The following is an 18,054-nucleotide window of genomic DNA, read 5'->3' as shown; positions in this document are numbered from 1 at the left end:
TTCCCTCCGATTGGCATGTGAAAGATCACTGGTGGCATCACTCGGCTTCGGGCTCCCCTGCCCGGGCCAGCACCCCCAACGGCACCGGCCGAGCGAACGGCCTGCGGCCCGGTGCCTGAGCGCACCCGGCCAGCCCCGCGACCGCAGGCCCGCACACCCGCCCCTGGCACCAGCCCATCCCGGCCCGCGTCAGCAGCTTCACGGTCCGCAGATCACCGGCACCGAGGTCGGTGACGGCCTCGCGGATCGCGCCGCCGGTCACCTCCTCGCAGCGGCAGACCACGGTGTCGTCGGTGACCTGCTCGGCCCAGTGCGCGGGCGGCGCGTACACGGTGTCGAGCGCCGCGAAGAACTCCCGCAAGCTGCTACGGGACTTCGCTGCCGCGGCCCACGCGCGCGGGTCGGGCTCAGCACCGTTCAGCCGCGCGGCGGCCGAGTATCCCGCGATGTGCCCCTCGGCGAGGGCGAGGGCCGCGCCGCCGATGCCGGTCGTCTCGCCCGCGGCCCAGACGCCGGGGACATCGGTGCGTTGCTCGGCGTCGACGTGGACGTTCGGTCCGTCGAGGCGGCAGCCGAGGGTCTCGGCGAGGTCGGTGTGCGGCAGCATCCCGTGCCCTACGGCGAGGGTGTCGCAGGGGATCCGCCGCTCGGTGCCGCGCCGGACGCGTCCGGCCCGGTCGAGCGCGGCGACGGTCACCGCCTCCAGGCGTTCGGTGCCGTGTGCCTCGACCACGGTGTGGTGCACGAGGGTGCGCACCCGGTGCCGGAGCAACTGGGCGGCGTACCGGGCGCCTTCACCCACCTTGCCCGGCTGAGCCGCGAGCGCCCGGGTCCGTCGTACGAAATCCATGGGTTGCGCGGACTCGACGAGCGCTGCCACCTTCACCCCGGCCGCGGCGAGTCCCGTCGCCACCGGAAGCAGCAGCGGCCCGGTCCCGGCGACCACGGCGGTGTGCCCGGAGACGGCGAGGGTGCCCTTGAGCATGGCCTGGGCGCCGCCCGCGGTGATGACACCGGGGAGGGTCCAGCCGGGGAAGGGCAGGACCTTCTCGTAGCCGCCGGTGGCGAGGAGGACGGCGTCGGCGTGCACGACGGCGGCGGCTTCCTCCTGTTCGGGTCCGAGCAGTGCGTGCACCGTGAAGTGGCCCGACTGCCCTTCCACGAGCCAGACATGATGGTCCGTCAAGTGCGTGACCTGTCCCGCCTCCATGCCTTCGGCCAGCGCATCCCGCAGCCGCTCCCACGTCCCCCACTGATGGTGCAGGGCCTGCGGGCGGCGGGCGCGGAGTTCGGCGGCGGGCTGACGGTAGAACTGCCCGCCCGCCTGCGGTGCCGAGTCGATCAGGGTGACGCGGACACCGCTCGACGCGGCGGCCATGGTGGCGGCGAGGCCCGCCGGGCCCGCGCCGATCGCGGCGAGATGCGGCCGTTCAGTCATCGTGCCCTGTCCCCTCCTGCGTACGGATCGCATCGCCCTGGTGCACCGGCACGAGGCAAGCGCGTTGGTTCGGGCGGTCGTTGACGGTGACCAGGCAGTCGAAGCAGACGCCGATGCCGCAGAAGATCCCGCGCGGCCGGCCTTCGACACGGGTGGTGCGCCAGGAGGTGACGCCGGCCGACCAGAGCGCGGCGGCGACGGTCTGGCCGGGGAGGGCCTGGATCTCGCGGCCGTCCAGCGTGACGGTGAAGGCGGGACCGGGGCGGGCCTCGGCCAGGTCGAACGGGGTTCTCACGCGGCCTCCTCGGGCGAGGCGAAGCGGTCGGGCCGGAACGGCGCCAGGTCCAGGTCGGGGGCCTTGTCGGTCAGCACCTGCGCGATCAGTTGCCCCGTGCCGGTCGCGAGCCCGATGCCCGCGCCCTCGTGACCGCAGGCGTGATGGAGGCCCGGCACCCGTGGATCGGGGCCGATGGCGGGCAGGTGGTCGGGCATGTACGGCCGGAAGCCTAGGTAGGCGCGCATCGCGTGGACCCCCTCCAGGAACGGGAACAGCCGCGTCGCACCCGCCGCGAGCGCCCGTACGGCCGGCAGGGAGAAGGCCCGGTCGAAGCCGACGCGTTCACGGCTCGCGCCGATCAGGACCGGCCCGGCGGCCGTGCCCTCCACGACCGGCGAGGTCTGCAGGGCCGCCGAGTCGCTGGCGACGTCGGCCACGTAGTCGGCGGCGTACACCTTGTGGTGGACCATGCGCGGGAGCGGTTCGGTGACGAGGACGAAGCCTCGGCGCGGGAGGACGGGCAGGCGCACGCCCGCGAGGGCGGCGAGGTCGGCGCCCCAGGTGCCCGCCGCGTTGACGACCGCCGGGGCGTGCAGGTCACCTCCGTCGGTGCGGACGCCACGGACCGCCCCGTCCGGTGTGCGCAGGATGTCCGTCACGGTCCGACCGGTGAGCAGGCGGGCGCCGGAGGCCTTGAGGAGGTGGGCGGCGGCCAGGGCGGGCATGACCTGGGCGTCCTGGGGGTAGTGGACGGCGCCGGGAAGACCGGGGGCGAGATGGGGTTCGAGGGCGTAGAGGGTGTCGGGTGCGACGAGTCGGGCGGTGACTCCGGCGGCGCGCTGGCCGGCGGCGAAGCGCTCCAGGGCGATGAGTCCACCGGGGGACGTGGCCACCACGACGCCGCCCTTGGCCTCGTACTCCACGGACTTCCCGAACTCCGCCGCGAGTTCGGCCCAGAGGCGGCCGGAGAGGAGCGCGAGGTCCAGTTCGGGGCCGGGCTCCTTGTCGGAGACGAGGATGTTGCCCTCGCCTGCGCCGGTCGTGCCGCCGGCCACCGGGCCCCGGTCGACGACGGTGACGCCGAGGCCCGCGCGGGCGGCGTACAGGGCGCACACGGCGCCCACCATGCCGGCCCCGATGACCACGACATCGCAGGTCAATCGCTTGCTCACATCAGTACTATGTCACATACCGCTCCAGCTGGGAACGACGTTCAGGCGACGTCACACGACATCCCACGAGGTCACACACGGAAGAGGTGCCCCCGACATGGCCAACGGCCGTAAGAACTATCTCTACCGAGGAATCTCCGACGAGTTGTCCGCCCTGATGCGGACGGGCTGGGCCGACACCGAACGCACGGATCTGCAACCGACCGAGCAGGCCCCGTACGCGGCCCGCCGCCGCGCCACGCTGTCGGCGCTTTTCCCGGGCGAGCGGCTGGTCGTCCCCTCCGGGGGCCTCAAGATCCGCTCGAACGACGCCCATTACCCGTTCCGCCCGTACACCGGCTATGTGCACCTGACCGGCGATCAGGCCCGCGACGGCGCCCTGGTCCTGGAACCCCGCCCGGACGGCGGCCACGACGCGCACTGCTACCAGCTCCCCCGCGACAGCCGGGACAGCGACGAGTTCTGGACGGGCTACACCGCCGAGCTGTGGATGGGCCGCCGCCGTACGCTCGCCGAGTCGGAGCAGGTGCTCGGCATGGAGTGCCGGGACATCCGCACGATCGCCGAGGACCTCGCGAAGTCGACCGACACCCCCACCCGCATCGTCCGCGGCATCGACCCGTCCCTGGAGGAGGTGCTCGCCACCGACGAGGAGCGGGACGACGCGTTCGAGGAGGCCGTCTCCGGGCTGCGGCTGATCAAGGACGAGTGGGAAATCGGCGAACTGCGCCGCGCAGTGGATGCGACGGTCCGCGGATTCACCGATGTCGTACGGGAGTTGTCGCAGGCGATCGCCACGTCGGAGCGGTGGATCGAGGGCACCTTCTTCCGCCGGGCCCGCGTCGAGGGCAACACCGTCGGCTACGGCTCGATCTGCGCGGCCGGCGAGCACGCCACGATCATGCACTGGCAGGACAACGACGGCCCGGTCCGCCCCGGCGAACTCCTCCTGCTGGACGCGGGCGTGGAGACCCACACGCTCTACACCGCCGACGTCACGCGCACGCTCCCGATCAGCGGCACCTTCACGCCGCTGCAGCGCGAGATCTACGACGCGGTGTACGAGGCCCAGGAGGCGGGCATGGCCGCGGTCAAACCCGGTGCGCACTTCCGCGACTTCCATGAGGCCGCCCAGCGGTCGCTGGCCGCCCGGCTGGTGGAGTGGGGCTTCCTGGAGGGGCCGGCCGAGCGCGTGTACGAGCTGGATCTCCAGCGCCGCTTCACCATGGCGGGCACCGGTCACATGCTCGGTCTCGACGTGCACGACTGTGCGCAGGCCCGCAACGAGGACTACATCGACGGCGTGCTGGAGGCCGGTATGTGCCTGACCGTCGAGCCCGGCCTGTACTTCCAGCCCGACGACCTGACCGTCCCCGAGGAGTGGCGCGGTATCGGCGTCCGGATCGAGGACGATGTGCTGGTGACGGCGGACGGGAACGAGAACCTGTCGGCGGGGCTGCCCCGCTCCGCCGACGAAGTCGAGGCGTGGATGCGGGAGTTCGCAGGCTGACCCCGGAACCGGCAGGGAGGAAACCGGAAGGGGGGCGACACGCCCCGTCCTGACCAGAGCGCCGTCGGCGACCTGAACGCCGGCGGTGCCCGGTCAGGCGTCGGGGGCGGAGACCACCGTGAGGTGGCTCGCCGTGCGGCGGGCTCGTGCGGGCCTGCGGCCGGTGGGGGCGGCGCGGCGGGCGGGGCGGAGGATCAGCGTCATCCGCGAGTAGCCCATCTCGTGCAGCGTCCGGGGGGTTTCGTCGACGACCCGGCAGTCCGTGGCGCCCCAGCGCGGGTCCGGGTGCAGCAGCGGGCGGACCGCGCCGTCCTGGGCGAGGGCCTGCTCGCCGACCGCGCGGATCCAGTGCGGCAGGCCGTGCCGGTAGGCGGCCTCCATGATGGGGTCCTGGGCGATGTCCCGGCGGATCGACTGCAGCCCGTGGTCATGGCCGTGCCGCTCGACGGCGGCGGCGAAGAGGGCCAGCATGGGCAGGCACCAGCTCGACTCGTGGTCCCCGAGGACCGTGCTCGCGTCCGGGTGGAACAGGACGAAGCGCAGGAAGTTGTCGTACGGCATGGCCGTGGGGTGCGGGCCGATGCCGCGGAAAAGTGTCTCGAAAGCGGTGTTGCTCAGGACCACGTCCCACCGGTGATCGAGCACGACGGACGGGAAGGTGACGGCCTCCAGGAGGGCGGCGTAGTCATGGAGATACGCCTGGGCCTCAAGACTCTCGGGGACGGGCCGCGGCGCCGGCCGCTGCCCACCTGCCTGATATGCCATCGGGAGGTCACCCCTCTTGCCTATGCGGCCTTCACGCGGCGCCTTGATCCTCGTGCCCCGACGCGAGGTGTGTCAACTATCGTGGCATTTCATGCCGGTTGACGGCTGAAATTGGCCACAGTTGTGGCGACACCTGGATGTGAGTTCGAACCACCGGCTACTCTCCGGGAAGTTCACGCCAACCGTGTGTGGTGAGAATGCCGGTGAGAAGGCCTGTGAGAGACGTGGGAGATCTGTCGGTGACGGATGGCTTCGAGGGTCCCGGCGCCGCGATGGCGGCTCTGCCGGCGGTCGTCGCCCGGGTCACCGCACTCGCCGACCGGCTGGGCGTGGCGCACGCGGACGTCTTCGCCACCGGCCGTCTGTCCGTCGCCTCCGGTGTTCCCGAGCCCGTGGTCAAGGCCCTGCTGAGCGGTCGGCCGGCGGGCGAGCCCGATGTGCAGGCGCGGTTTCTGCAACGCCTGGACCTGCTGCGCCGCACCCGGCTCAAGCCGAACGGGCGCAAGTACACCCAGCAGGAGATCGCCGACGGCGCGGGCATGTCGCGGCAGCAGGCGGGCGCTCTCATCAACGGCGACCGGCGTCCGACCATGGAGCACTGCGACGCCATTCAGCGCTTCTTCCGGGTGCATGCCGGATTCCTGACGGCCGAGGACCCCGAAGCGCTCGCGGGTGCCCTTCAGCGCACCGAGCAGGAGCTGCTGCAGAAGCTCGCCGACCGTGAGCGGGAGGCGGCGGCCGCCGCCGACGACCCGCTGGAGCGGCTGCTGCAGGACCACGGCGTCCGCGGAATCGCCTGGCGGGCCGCGCAGCTGCCCACCGACCAGCACCGCGACAAGGTCGCCGAATGGCTGGACATGCTCCTGGAGAGCGTCAAGCGGCCCGAGTCCTGAGCCGGGGGAGAGCAGTGGGCATCGACAGGGAAATGCGCCGCCTGTGCGGCGAGTTGGTCGCGGAGCTCACGCTCCCCGCACCGGCGCGGCCCGAGGACCTGTACGGCGCCCTGTGCGACGCCATGAGCAGACGCCGCGGCCGTCCTGTCCACTTCCGTACGGCCGCCTTCCCGCCCGGCACCGCCAGCGGGCTGTGGCTCGACATGAACGACCAGGACGTCGTGGTCGTCGAGGAACGCACCGCCCCCGACCACCAGTTGGTCATCCTCGGCCACGAGCTGTGGCACATGAAGGCCGGGCACTGCAGCCACCACGTCGAGGGCGCCGCCGTCGCCGCCCGGCTGCTCAGCGACGAGGCCGACCTCGAGGACACCGTCCGCCGGATCGCCGCCCGCACCCGCTTCGACGAAGCCGAGGAGCAGGACGCCGAGAGCTTCGGCCTCCTCCTGGCCAGCAAGTGCCGCACGTGGCTTGCCGGTTCGTCGTCTCGGGGGCCGGTGCAGCGGGATCGGTTGGCTGGGCGGATCGAGGCGTCGTTGGGGTATTTGGGGTTGTGAGCGGGCTGGATGGCTCGGTCACCTCCGGGGCCGGCGGTGAGTGCGGGGCGGGTGCGGGGTGAGGTGCCGGGTGGTTGCGGGGTGAGTGCCGGGTGAGGGCCCACCAACCCCCACTGGTCCGACGCGCCGGCCGCGAGGGAGCCGCAGGGGGCGCGCCGGTGTCGAGAGACCGAGCGCGCGGAGGCGCGCAGCGCCGAGCGCGCGGAGGCGCGCAGCGCCGAGCACGGTCGGTCTCTCGACACCGGCAGTAAGCGCCCCCGAAGGCGACCGAGCCATCCAGCATTGTCAGTGGTGGGCGGCAGACTTGGAGGTGCGTGCCGTTCGAGTGCTCAGGCGCGCCCGACCGACGCCGACGTGGGGAGAGCCGACCGATGCAGACCGCCCTGATGACCGACCGTGAGCGCACCGCCGTACAGGCCTATCTGCGGCTGCTGCACACCGTGCGTGCGGCCTTCGACACCGCTGCCGGCCCGCCGGGCGGTGGCCTGCCACCCGCCGTTCCGCCGTCCGTGCTGGCCGAGGCGGAGCAGGCGCTGGCTCAGGCGGGTCTCGCGGGCAACGAGGAGGAGTTCTTCCGGCTGTTGCAGAGCTGGTGCCCGGAGACCTGACCTACGCCCCGGCCTGGTGGGGTACGGAGACGGCCGTCGCCACCAGGCCGCGCCGGACGGTCCAGCGGCCCTCGAAGTGACGGAGCCGCCGGCCGTCGATCAACGGTCCGGGGACCAGGAGTTCGGCGCGGAAGGTGCCGCCGAGCCGGTCGCCGGGGTGCGCGGAGATCTCGATGTCGGCCTCGGTGAAGTCGAGCCACTGCCGGGTAAGGGGGAACCACGCCTTGTACACGGACTCCTTGGCGCTGAACAGCAGCCGGTCCCAGTGGATGTCCGGGTGGAGCGCGGCCAGGCCGCTGAGCCGCGGCACCTCCGTGGGCAGGGACACGGCGGCCAGGACACCCTCCGGGAGCGGGCCATGGGGTTCGGCGTCGATGCCGACCGAGGCGAGGTCGGTGGCGCGGACCAGGGCGGCGGCGTGGTAGCCCTCGCAGTGGGTCATGCTGCCGACCAGGCCGGCCGGCCAGCCCGGTGCGCCGCGCTCACCGGGCAGCACGGCCTGCGGCGGCACGCCGAGCTTCTCCATGGCGCGGCGGGCACAGGCCCGTACGGTGGCGAACTCACGGCGGCGTTTGTCGACCGCCCGCGCCACGACCGCCTCTTCCTCCGGGTACAGGGGCGCCGGCTCGTCGCTACCGTACGTCTCCACGACCACCACCGAGGCGGGCAGCAGCTCCTCGATCACCTGGCCCTACCTCCCTGGGCAGTATGCGGCGCAGTGCCCCCGGCTCCTGGGAGCGCTTGCTCCATTCTCGCGGGTATCCGACGGACACCTCTTCGAAGCGGACACCGTCGTGCCAGGTCGTCCGCGGAATGTGCAGATGACCATAGACCATGGTTTCGACCCGGAATCTGCGGTGCCAGTCGGCCGTCAGCCCGGTGCCGCACCACATCGCGAACTCGGGGTACCACAGGACGTCCGTCGGGTGCCGGTCCAGCGGGTAGTGGTTGACCAGCACCGTCGGCAGGTCGCCGGGCAGCTCGGCGAGCCTGCGCTCGGTGGCCGCGACCCGGGCCCGGCACCAGGCGTCGCGGCTCGGGTAGGGGTCGGGGTGCAGCAGATACTCGTCGTTGCAGACGATCCCGGTTCCGTGTGCGTACGCCAGTCCCTCGTCCTTGGTGGCGCAGCCCGCCGGGAGGAACGAGTAGTCGTAGAGCAGGAACAGCGGGGCCACGACTACCGGGCCGCCGGGGCCGTCCCAGATGGGGTACGGGTCCTCGGGTGTGAGCACGCCGAGTTCCCGGCACTCCTCGACGAGGTGCTCGTAGCGGGCGACGCCGCGCAGGGTGACGGGGTCCTTCGGGTGGGTCCACAGTTCGTGGTTGCCGGGGGCCCAGACGACCTTGCGGAAGCGCCCGGCGAGGGTCTTCAGGGCCCAGCGGACGTCGGAGACGGTCTCGGAGACGTCGCCGGCCACCAGGAGCCAGTCGTCGTCCGTCTCGGGGTGCATCTTCTCGACGAGGGCGCGGTTCTCCGGGTAGCCGATGTGCAGATCGCTGATGGCGAGCAGCTGTCCGGCACCACCGGCCGTCGACGTCACGTGTTCGCCCCTTCCGCGCACGAAGGGCTCCACGACAGCACATCCGCAGCCCCCGGACAAGGCGGATCCCGGCGGCGGGCCGCACGGGTTATCAGGAGAACATCGCCCCGACAGGCAACATCCAAAATTCCGTAACACGCACGTTGCACGCCGCACCCTCGCGACACCGTATGATCGCCCCAACACCACACCACGGACTCCCCTTCACCAGGGACAGTTTGGTGTTCCCTCGATTCGATCTGGCCGGGCACGGCCTGCTCCGCCGTGCCCGCGAACCATGAAAGGCGGCCTGCATGGTCTCTCGCGTACGCGTCTGGCTCAACCGCACGTACGCGGAGAACGTGTTCTTCATGGATCAGCTGCGACGAAATCCCAGCGACCGGGCCGTCGAGATCCATGCCACGCACGGCGATGCCGACTCCCCCGTGCTGGCCGCCGCTGACACCGCCGACTTCGAGCCGGAGGGCCTGTCCCCGGCCGCGTATGTCGAGTACGCCCTCGACCAGTGCGTCCGCCGCGGCATCGACGTTTTCGTGCCGCGTATGCAGCAGTCGGCGATCGTGGCGCACCGCGCCGACTTCGAGGCGGTCGGTACGGCGGTGCTCGCGCCGCCGCCCGAGGCCGTGGCCGTCTTCCACGACAAGGTCATCGCGTACGAGGCGGTCGAGGCGATCGGCGTGCCGGTGCCGCCGTGGTGGCGGGTGCGGTCGGCGGACGAACTCGTCGCCGCCGTCGAGGAGTTGGAGGCGGGCGGCCACAAGGCGTGCTTCAAGCCGGCGTCCGGCGCGGGCGGGGTGGGCTTCCGCAACATCACCCGCACGCCGTTCTCGATGATGCACCTCAACGGCTTCCCGAGTTCGTACGTCCCTCTCGACCTGGTCGTGCAGGCGGTGGGGCAGTCCGAGGAGCCGGTGGACTGGCTGGTCATGCCGCGTCTCGAGCAGCCTGAGGTGTCGGTGGACTGCCTCACCGGGCCCGACAACCGGATCCGGCTGGCGGTGGGCCGCACGAAGAACGGCCGGCGACGTGGGTTCACTCTGCACGAGCAGTATCTGGCGCCGGCGCGGGCGATCGCGGAGGGGTTCGGGCTGCACTACCTGTCCAACATCCAGTTCCGGATGTTCGGGGACACGCCGGTGCTGATGGATGTCAACACGCGTCCGGCGGGCGGGCTGCATCAGCTGTCGCTCTGCGGGGTCAACGCCCCTTGGGCAGCTGTGCAGTTGGCGCTCGGCGAGGATCCGGGTGAGGTTGTTCCGCCGTTCCTCGGTCAGGACTACACGGTGGTCTCCGGGCCGCGGCCGTTGCGCGCGGTGTCGTTGCCTCAGCAGCGGGAGGCTGTGCCGCCGCTGTCGAGGACGCCTGTGCCTTCGCCTGCGGCGCTTGAGCCGAGGGAGTCGGCGGCGCAGGTACTGCCGCTCTAGGTTGTCTGCCGGGTGCGGGTTGTCTGTGGCTGGTCGCGCAGTTCCCCGCGCCCCTTAGGTAGGTCTCCCTCGCCGGCATGGATTAGTTGACGCCTGGTCCCTAGACCTCGTAACCCCACGCCTTCGCGATCTCCCTCAGGCGGGGCGGGAGTTCGGCGGTCGGGTCGGCGGTGCGGGCGGGCTGGATGCGGCCCGACTTGATGGTGCTGCTCCAGTCGCCGAGCTGGGGGCGGAAGGTGCCGTGGTCCTTGTTGCCGTAGTCGAGCATGCCGCTCTCCCAGTCGACGCCGAGGTAGTCGCACAGGGCGCGGGTGGCCTTCTCCGGTTCGGCGGTGAGTTCCTCGTACGTGACGATGTGCGCGTTCCCGAGCTTCTGCCGGGCTTCTTCGAGCTTCTCCGAGTAATTGAGCACCTCGGCGCGGATGGCCTCGTGGTCGGGGTCCCGGCGGCGGTCGGTCAGGGACGCGACGATCGCGCCGGGGTGGCGCAGCAGCAGGATGTAGCGGGCGCTGGGCCAACATCGGTCCAGGCGGGGCCAGATGAGGGTGTTGGGTGGCGTCTTGTCGACGATGATGTCCTTGCCACTGCGGGTCAACTCCAGGTGCAGCACCCGGTCCCAGAGAAGGTGCTCCAGCTCGGCCTTGTCGAGTTCCAGCGCCTTCATGGCGTCCGCGGTGAAGCTGCGGGTCAGCTCGACGTGGACGGTGCGCAGATGCATCTCGTGCGGGGCGCGGATCCGGCTGTGGCTGTTCAGCAGCACCCGGAGCAGGGTCGAGCCCGAGCGCACCGAGGACAGCACGAAGACCGGCGCCTCCACCAGGCGCGGGGCGATCGGAGCGACGTACGTCGACTCCTTCAGCTTCGCGGCGGGCCGGGGCGACGGAATGGCGTCCAGGGTGCGACGCGGCGGGCTCACCGCCTGCATCATCAGCCTCCCCCGGCGCCTCAGCCCCTTGCCGATCGCTGACTTACGCGAGTCTCCCACCGCGACACCTTTCTCTTGCGCCTTACCTTGGCATCTCACGGGCAGTTGGCAAACTCCAAGTGTCCAAGAAGCAAAGCGCCATGGTCACGGAATCCCGGAATTGGGCCGTGACCAGGCGCTTTACCGCTTTCTTAATTCTTGATGGGAGTTCCTGGGACGACATGTCCAGGATCAGAAACGCCCGGCCCCCCGGTACAGCTCCAGTTCGCCGTCCAGCTCGACGGCGAGGACCGTGGCGTGCGGGTCGAGGTCTGCCGCGGCGGGCGGTGCGATCCACAGCACGCCCGGCGTCTCGTGCAGGCCTCCGGTGATCCGGTGGGCCAGCTCGGTGCCGCTGCCGAGCACGGTGACCCGGCGCACGGAGCCGAGCAGACCGCGTACGTTGATCTCCGCGCGCGGGGCGTCGAACAGGATCAGGTACAGCGTGCGGCGGTCCTTGGAGAGGGTGCTCGGGCCGTAGTGGTGACCCGCGGGCAGCCCCCGTTCGGTGCCGTACACCGCCGCCGCGTGCCGGGCGATCCAGTCGCCGAGCCCTTCGAGGCGTTCGGTCTGCTCTTGCGGGATCGTGCCGTCCTCCCTCGGGCCGACGCTGAGGAGCAGATTGCCGCCACCGCCGATCGTCTCGGCGAAGTAGCGGATCAGCTGGTCGACCGACTTGTGGTTGTGGTCGTGGTGCTGGTGACCCCAGGAGTCGTTGATCGTCAGGCACAGCTCCCAGGGGCCCTCGGGCGGGACGACCGGGGCGCCCTGCTCGGGGGTCGCGTAGTCGCCCTCGCTGAGCATGCGGGCGTTGAAGACGACGTCCGGGACCTCGGAGCGGATCAGCGCGGCCAGCTCGGGGATGCGCCACTGCTCCTCGCTGCGGTCCCACTCCCCGTCGAACCACATCAGGTCCGGCTTGTAGCGCGCGGTGAGTTCGCGGATCTGACCGTCCCGGTAGGCGAGAAAGCGTTCCCAGGCGTCCAGGTCCTCATCCTCGGCCGCGACCTCCGAGTACCGGTTGTCCTCCAGCTCCGGCGGCCGGCCCGGCTTGCGCGTGGAGGCGTAGTCGGGGTGGCTCCAGTCGGAGTGCGAGTAGTAGAAACCGACCTTGAGGCCCTGCTCGCGCAGGGCGTCGGCGTATCCGGATATCAGGTCCCGGCCCACGTTCAGCTCGCCGTACGCGGTGTCCCAGAGGGCGACGCCGTCGTGATGGCGGGTGGTCAGAACGGCGTACTTGGCACCGGCGCGCGCGAACAGCTTCGCCCACTCCCGCGGCTCGTACCGGGAGGCGGTGAAGCGCTCGAACTGCGACATGTACGTGTCGTACGGGACGATGTCGTCGTAGAACGACCAGGACTCCTGGACGCCGTCGACCGCGTAGATCCCCCAGTGGATGAAGATGCCTAGCTTGGCGTCGGTGAACCACGGCTGCATGGGCACGGCTGAACTCCTCGACAGTTACTTGGGCCTTGGGTCACTGAGGTGGGGCAGCTGATCACGGGCGGTCCCGCACCCACCTAAGGGGCGCGGGGAACTGCGCGACCAGCCCCCACCGGCCCGCAGTGAACAACCGGCCCTCTGAGCGGAGCGCTACGCGCGAGCGAGACGCAACGTCAGCACCTGGAACGGCCGCAGCTCGATCATGACCCCGCCGTCGGCGACCTCGACATGCTCATCCGGAAGCGGCCGCTCCAGGAGATCGGTCACCGTCGCTCCGGCCAACGGGAAGCCAGTCCGCAGGACACCACGCGCGCGTCCGCCACGGGACTCGTAGAGCCGTACGACGACATCGCCGGACCGGTCGTCCGCGAGCTTGACCGCCTCGACGGTGACGCCCTCCCCGTCGACGGAGACGACCGGCTCGGCGGCGCCCGCCGCGCCCGCCGCATCCGCCACACGCAGCGGGAGATTGAGGGCATAGCCCTCGGCGACGGCGTCCTCGATGGTCGCGCCGGGGAGCAGCGCGTAGGTGAAGCGGTGGCGGCCCTGGTCGGCTTCCGGGTCCGGGATGCGCGGGGCGCGGACCAGGCTGAGGCGGACCGTGGTCGTCGTACCGCCGTCCTCGCGGACCGTGCGGGAGACGTCGTGGCCGTACGTCGAGTCGTTGATGACGGCGACGCCGTAGCCGGGTTCGCCGAGGTGCACCCAGCGGTGGCCGGACACCTCGAAGCGGGCCGCCTCCCAGCTGGTGTTGGTGTGCGTGGGGCGCTGGATGTGGCCGTACGCGATCTCGGCGGAGGCGTGCGGGGCCCGGATGTCCACCGGGAAGCCCGCCTTGAGGAACTTCTCGGCCTCGTGCCAGTCGATGTCCGTCTCGAAGTCGATACGGGGGCTGCCGGCGCGGAGGGTGATGGTCTGGGTGATGGTCGAGCCGTTGCCGAAGGACCGCACGACCCGGATCGCGCCGAGCAGCGGGTCCTGGGCGGCGACGGTGATCTCCGAGGCGTCCAGGAGGTCCTTGTAGCGGTTCTTGTAGTGCTTGTCGACGTCCCAGGCGTCCCAGTAGTTGGGAAGGTCGGTGTGGAGGCGGAGCAGGTTGCCCGCGTCGGCGAGGACTTCGCGCTTCGCCCGCAGGTCGTAGACGGACGACAGGGTTCCGTCGTCCGCCACCGTCACGCGTACGAGGCCGTTGTCGAGGGTGCGGTTCTCGACCGTCACCGGGTGCGGGGGCTCGGCGGCGGTGAGCGGTGCGCTGCCGCCTGCCGGTACCTGCACGTAGACCGGCCGGTCGGCCGTGCGGAGTACCTCGGAACGCTCGTACGGACTGGTGTTGAACACCCGGGGTCCGCCACCGCCGAGGGCGCTCACCGCCTCCCGCGTCAGGGCCTCCAACTCCTCGGCCACACGGGCGTATTCGGCCTCGGCCTCCCGGTGCACCCAGGCGATCGACGAGCCCGGCAGGATGTCGTGGAACTGGTGCAGCAGCACCGTCTTCCACAGGCGGTCCAGCTTCTCGTACGGGTAGGTGTAGCCCGGCGCGTGCAGTGCCGCCGTCGTCGCCCACAACTCGGCCTCGCGGAGCTTGTGTTCGGAGCGGCGGTTGCCCTGCTTGGTGCGGGCCTGCGAGGTGTAGGTGGCGCGGTGCAGTTCGAGGTAGAGCTCGCCGACCCAGACCGGGGCGTCGGGGTACTCCTCGCGGGCCTTGGCGAAGAAGTCGTCCGGGTGCTCGACGACGACCTTCGGGGAGCCCTCCAGGTCGGCCAGCCTGCGCGCCCGTTCCATGATCTCGCGAGTGGGGCCGCCACCGCCGTCGCCCCAGCCGAAGGGGGCCAGCGAGCGGGTGGCGCCGCCCTTCTCCTGGTAGTTGCGGACCGCGCGGGACATCTCCTCGCCGCTGAAGCGGGCGTTGTAGGTGTCGACGGGCGGGAAGTGCGTGAAGATGCGGGTGCCGTCGATGCCCTCCCACCAGAAGGTGTGGTGGGGGAACTTGTTGGTCTGGTTCCAGGAGATCTTCTGGGTGAGGAACCACTCGTTGCCGGCCAGCTTGGCGAGCTGCGGGTAGGCCGCGGTGTAGCCGAAGGAGTCCGGCAGCCACACGCCCTTGGTCTCGACGCCGAAGTGCTCGATGAAGAACCGCTTGCCGTGGATGAACTGCCGGGCGACCGCCTCGCCGCCGGGCAGGTTGCCGTCGGCCTCCACCCACATGCCGCCGACGGGGGCCCACTGGCCCTTCTTCACCGACTCCTGGATGCGGGCCCACACCTGCGGGTAGTTGTCGCGCACCCACTCGTACTGCTGGGCCTGCGAGCAGGCGAAGATGAAGTCCTCGTACTCGTCGGCGAGCGAGGTGACGTTCGAGAAGGTGCGGGACGTCTTGCGCTTGGTCTCGCGGATCGGCCACAGCCAGGCGGAGTCGATGTGCGCGTGGCCGACGCCGGAGACGGTGTGCGCGCTCGCGTTCGCGGGCTTCGACAGCACCGGCTTGAGCGCCTCACGCACCTCAGCGGCCGAGCCGGAGACGTCGTCGAGGTCGAGCAGGTCCATCGCCCGGTCCAGGGCATGCGCGATCTCGTGCCGGCGCGGGTCGTGCTCGCCCAGCTCCAGCATCAGCTCGCGCAGTACCTGCACGTCCAGGTCGAGGTGGAAGACCTCCTCGTCGAGGACGGCGAGGTCGGCGCGCTGGAAGGTGTAGAGGGGCTTGTCGCCGGCGGTGAGGACGTCGCCCATGGGCGTGGTCTTGGAGAAGTTGTCGGCGAGGATGTCCGGGTTGGAGGCCGCCTCGACGAGGTAGTCGATCTGCTCACCGCCGGTCGCCGGGTTGGCGATCGGCACGTACTGGTTGAGCGGGTTGACCGCCTTCAGCGGGGTGCCGTCGGTGCGGTGGACCAGCGCCTCGGCCTGGTTGCCGGGCCAGTCGCCGATGAAGCCGAGGTCGATGACCGCCTCGATGCGCTTGCCGGCCCACTCGGCGGGGATCTGTCCGCTCATCCGGAACCAGGTCGTGCCCCATGGCGGGCCCCACGGGGTGTCCATCGCGAAGGGAGCGTAGGGAGCGGCCGCCGCCTCTTCGAAGGAGACCGGCTCGCCCGGCGCCTGCCAGGCCTCGACCTCGAACGGCACCGTGGCCGCGTAGATCGCGGCCTTGATCCGCTGGTCGTGAAGGCGCTGGACGCGCTCTTCGATCCGTTGGCGTTCGTCGTGCATCAGAGTCTCCAGGGAGCGTACGGGGAGATGAAGAGCCTGCCGGGAAAGCGCTTACGCAAGATACGTGAGACCGGGGTGGACCTGGGTGTAGCCGTCGATCAGTCTGCGGGCCACGTTCACGGAGTCGACGAGCGGGTGCAGGGCGAAGGCCTTCACCGCGGTCGCACGGGACCCGGACTCGGCAGCGGCGAGGACCTCGCGCTCGACCGCCTTCACCGAGCAGACGAGCCCGGTGGCGTGGTCGGGCAGCGGGTCGACGGCGACCGGGTGGGCGCCGTTGGCGTCGACGAGGCACGGAACCTCGATGACGGCATCGTTGTCAAGGATGGAGAGCGTGTGCTCGTTGCGCACGTTGAGGATCAGGGTGGTGCGTTCGTCGCGGGCGATGGCCCGCATCAGGGCGAGGGCGACCTTCTCGTAGCCGCCGGAGAGGTCGTCGGCGTCGCGCTCGCCGGCGCCGGCCGTCTCCCGGTTCTCCGCCATGTACGTCGCCTCGCGCTCGGCGCGGGTGCGGTCCCAGGCGAGCAGGGCCGCCGCGCTGGGGTCGCGCATCTCCTCGTAGAAGCGGGCCTGCTGGTCGCGGAGGAAGGCGCCGCGGGTCTGGTGGGCCTCCTGGTAGGCGCGGACGGCTTCCCGGTTGAAGTAGTAGTAGTGCAGGTATTCGTTCGGGATGGCGCCGAGCGACTGCAGCCAGTCGGGGCCGAAGAGCTTGCCCTCCTCGAAGGAGCCGAGCAGGCCGGGGTCGGCGAGCAGCCGCGGCAACTCGTCGCGGCCGGCCACGCGCAGGCCGCGGACCCAGCCGAGGTGGTTGAGGCCGACGTAGTCGATCCATGCCTCGGCCGTGTTCTTCACGCCGAGCACACGGGCGATACGGCGGCCGAGGCCGACCGGCGAGTCGCAGATGCCGATGACGCGGTTGCCGAGGTGGCGGGACATGGCCTCGGTGACCAGGCCGGCGGGGTTGGTGAAGTTGATGACCCAGGCGTCCGGCGCGAGGCGGGCCACGCGCTGGGCGATGTCGACGGCGACGGGCACCGTGCGCAGGCCGTAGGCGATGCCGCCCGCGCCGACCGTCTCCTGGCCGAGGACGCCCTGCGCCAGGGCCACCCGCTCGTCGTTCGCGCGTCCTTCCAGGCCGCCGACGCGGATCGCGGAGAACACGAAGTCGGCGCCGCGCAGCGCCTCGTCGAGGTCGGTGGTGGCGCTCACCTCGGGCGCGTCGGGGACCTCGGCGGCCTGCTCGGCGAGCACGCGGGTCACCGCGTTCAGCCGTCCGGCGTCCAGGTCGTGCAGCACGACCTGGGTCACCCGGCCCTCGGCGCGGTCTCCGAGGAGCGCCCCGTACACGAGCGGCACGCGGAATCCGCCGCCGCCCAGAATCGTCAGCTTCAAGGTCGCACCTTTCCTGCCACGAACACGTCGACGCCCGCCTCCTCCAGGGAGGACCGCGTCGCCGTGTCCACGGGAGCGTTCGTCACCACCATGTCCAGGTCCTCTGGACCGCATACCTTCGCCATGCCCGTGCCCGGGAACTTCGCCGAGTCGGCGAGCAGCACGACCCGGTCGCCGGCCTTGATCATGGCGCGCTTGACCGGCACCTCGACGACCGTCGTGTCCATCACCTGCCCGCCCGGGCGCACTCCACTGGTGCCGAGGAAGAGCCAGTCGGCGTGCAGCTGGCGCAGATTGTCCTCGGTGAGGAAGCCGACCAGGGAGCGGTAGTCGCGGCGGACCATGCCGCCGAGCAGGACCAGCTCGATGCCCTCGTCGTCGGCGAGCTCCTCGTAGACCACCAGATTGCTGGTGATCACGGTGAGCCGGCGGCCGTGCAGCCGGCGGGCCAGGCGGTAGGCGGTGGTGCCGATGTCGAGCAGCACCGACTGACCGTCTTTGATCATCGCCGCCGCGTGCTCGGCTATCGCGTCCTTCTCGGACACGCGCACCTCGGCGACCTCGGCGAAGGGCTGGTCGCCCTCCTCCGCGACGGCGCCGCCGTGCACCCGGGTGAGCAGGCCGTCCTCCTCGAGTTTCACCAGGTCACGCCGGATCGTGGCGGGGCTCACACCCAGCTCCTCGGAGAGATCGGTCACGGCCGCGGGGCCTCCGGAGCGCAGGGCCCGCAGGATGAGTTGGTGTCGTCGTTCTGCCAGCACGTCGCGAACACTACTCGTCATCTTCAATCATTTCCATGCTCAGTTCTGCTGAGGTATTGACCAATGTCGCCGAGCAGCGCACGATTCCGGTCATCGAAAATGACG

General features: G+C 70.9%; 16 protein-coding genes. 5 read left to right on the top strand and 11 right to left on the bottom strand.

Annotation, left to right across the window (positions count from 1 at the left end):
* Positions 1-37 precede the first annotated feature (37 nt).
* Genes KCH48_RS17875 through KCH48_RS17865 form a run of 3 tightly spaced genes read right to left on the bottom strand, consistent with a single transcriptional unit; the run spans position 38 to position 2,887 of the window.
* Positions 38-1,438, bottom strand: a complete 1,401-nt coding sequence (locus KCH48_RS17875; RefSeq protein WP_210575253.1) for an NAD(P)/FAD-dependent oxidoreductase — start codon at positions 1,436-1,438, stop codon at positions 38-40.
* Positions 1,431-1,733 (bottom strand): (2Fe-2S)-binding protein, encoded by a 303-nt coding sequence (locus tag KCH48_RS17870; RefSeq protein ID WP_210575252.1) that lies wholly within the window; start codon positions 1,731-1,733, stop codon positions 1,431-1,433. Before KCH48_RS17870 ends, KCH48_RS17875 begins: the two co-directional genes overlap by 8 nt.
* On the bottom strand, positions 1,730-2,887 hold the full coding sequence (locus KCH48_RS17865; protein WP_210575251.1) for an FAD-binding oxidoreductase: 1,158 nt from the start codon (positions 2,885-2,887) through the stop codon (positions 1,730-1,732). Before KCH48_RS17865 ends, KCH48_RS17870 begins: the two co-directional genes overlap by 4 nt.
* 97 nt (positions 2,888-2,984) lie before the next feature.
* Between KCH48_RS17865 and KCH48_RS17860 the strand changes: the two genes are divergently transcribed.
* Positions 2,985-4,397 carry an aminopeptidase P family protein gene (locus KCH48_RS17860; protein WP_210575250.1) on the top strand — a complete coding sequence of 471 codons (1,413 nt, stop codon included), beginning with the start codon at positions 2,985-2,987 and terminating at the stop codon, positions 4,395-4,397.
* Positions 4,398-4,490: 93 nt separating this feature from the next.
* On the opposite strand, the gene KCH48_RS17855 is transcribed toward KCH48_RS17860, so the two are convergent.
* Positions 4,491-5,162 (bottom strand): hypothetical protein, encoded by a 672-nt coding sequence (locus KCH48_RS17855; RefSeq protein ID WP_210575249.1) that lies wholly within the window; start codon positions 5,160-5,162, stop codon positions 4,491-4,493.
* Positions 5,163-5,401: 239 nt separating this feature from the next.
* Here KCH48_RS17855 and KCH48_RS17850 point away from each other — a divergent pair, with 239 nt between their 5' ends.
* The 3 genes from KCH48_RS17850 (at position 5,402) to KCH48_RS17840 (ending at position 7,220) form a co-directional block, all read left to right on the top strand.
* Entirely contained in the window at positions 5,402-6,055 is a 654-nt protein-coding gene (locus KCH48_RS17850; protein ID WP_210575247.1) for a helix-turn-helix transcriptional regulator, read from the top strand.
* A gap of 32 nt (positions 6,056-6,087) precedes the next feature.
* The gene (locus KCH48_RS17845) at positions 6,088-6,612 is read left to right on the top strand and encodes a toxin-antitoxin system, toxin component (protein ID WP_210575517.1); all 525 of its coding nucleotides are present in this window, start codon (positions 6,088-6,090) and stop codon (positions 6,610-6,612) included.
* A gap of 371 nt (positions 6,613-6,983) precedes the next feature.
* Positions 6,984-7,220 carry a hypothetical protein gene (locus tag KCH48_RS17840; RefSeq protein ID WP_210575245.1) on the top strand — a complete coding sequence of 79 codons (237 nt, stop codon included), beginning with the start codon at positions 6,984-6,986 and terminating at the stop codon, positions 7,218-7,220.
* Position 7,221: 1 nt separating this feature from the next.
* Here KCH48_RS17840 and KCH48_RS17835 read toward each other — a convergent pair whose 3' ends face one another.
* Positions 7,222-7,905, bottom strand: a complete 684-nt coding sequence (locus tag KCH48_RS17835; protein WP_210575244.1) for a 4'-phosphopantetheinyl transferase superfamily protein — start codon at positions 7,903-7,905, stop codon at positions 7,222-7,224.
* Positions 7,853-8,761 (bottom strand): metallophosphoesterase, encoded by a 909-nt coding sequence (locus KCH48_RS17830; RefSeq protein WP_210575243.1) that lies wholly within the window; start codon positions 8,759-8,761, stop codon positions 7,853-7,855. The genes KCH48_RS17835 and KCH48_RS17830 overlap by 53 nt, the downstream gene beginning before the upstream one ends.
* Before the next feature lie 293 nt (positions 8,762-9,054).
* Between KCH48_RS17830 and KCH48_RS17825 the strand changes: the two genes are divergently transcribed.
* Positions 9,055-10,185, top strand: a complete 1,131-nt coding sequence (locus KCH48_RS17825) for an ATP-grasp domain-containing protein (RefSeq protein WP_210575242.1) — start codon at positions 9,055-9,057, stop codon at positions 10,183-10,185.
* A gap of 100 nt (positions 10,186-10,285) precedes the next feature.
* Here KCH48_RS17825 and KCH48_RS17820 read toward each other — a convergent pair whose 3' ends face one another.
* The 5 genes from KCH48_RS17820 to KCH48_RS17800 form a co-directional block, all read right to left on the bottom strand.
* A complete protein-coding gene (locus KCH48_RS17820) occupies positions 10,286-11,110 on the bottom strand; it encodes a sulfotransferase (RefSeq protein WP_246885501.1) in 825 nt (274 codons plus the stop codon).
* A gap of 231 nt (positions 11,111-11,341) precedes the next feature.
* Positions 11,342-12,592, bottom strand: coding sequence for an alpha-L-fucosidase (locus KCH48_RS17815; RefSeq protein WP_210575241.1), 1,251 nt, complete (start codon positions 12,590-12,592; stop codon positions 11,342-11,344).
* Between the two features lie 150 nt (positions 12,593-12,742).
* Positions 12,743-15,796, bottom strand: a complete 3,054-nt coding sequence (locus KCH48_RS17810; RefSeq protein WP_210575240.1) for a glycoside hydrolase family 38 C-terminal domain-containing protein — start codon at positions 15,794-15,796, stop codon at positions 12,743-12,745.
* Between the two features lie 51 nt (positions 15,797-15,847).
* On the bottom strand, positions 15,848-17,188 hold the full coding sequence (locus tag KCH48_RS17805; RefSeq protein ID WP_210575239.1) for a 6-phospho-beta-glucosidase: 1,341 nt from the start codon (positions 17,186-17,188) through the stop codon (positions 15,848-15,850).
* Entirely contained in the window at positions 17,185-17,949 is a 765-nt protein-coding gene (locus KCH48_RS17800) for a DeoR/GlpR family DNA-binding transcription regulator (RefSeq protein ID WP_210575514.1), read from the bottom strand. Before KCH48_RS17800 ends, KCH48_RS17805 begins: the two co-directional genes overlap by 4 nt.
* Between the last annotated feature and the right edge of the window lie 105 nt (positions 17,950-18,054).

The sequence above is a fragment of the Streptomyces sp. GESEQ-4 genome (assembly GCF_017948455.1).
GTDB lineage: Bacteria > Actinomycetota > Actinomycetes > Streptomycetales > Streptomycetaceae > Streptomyces.
Note: the sequence above shows the minus strand (reverse complement) of the source record. Positions and strands in the feature narration are given on the sequence as shown.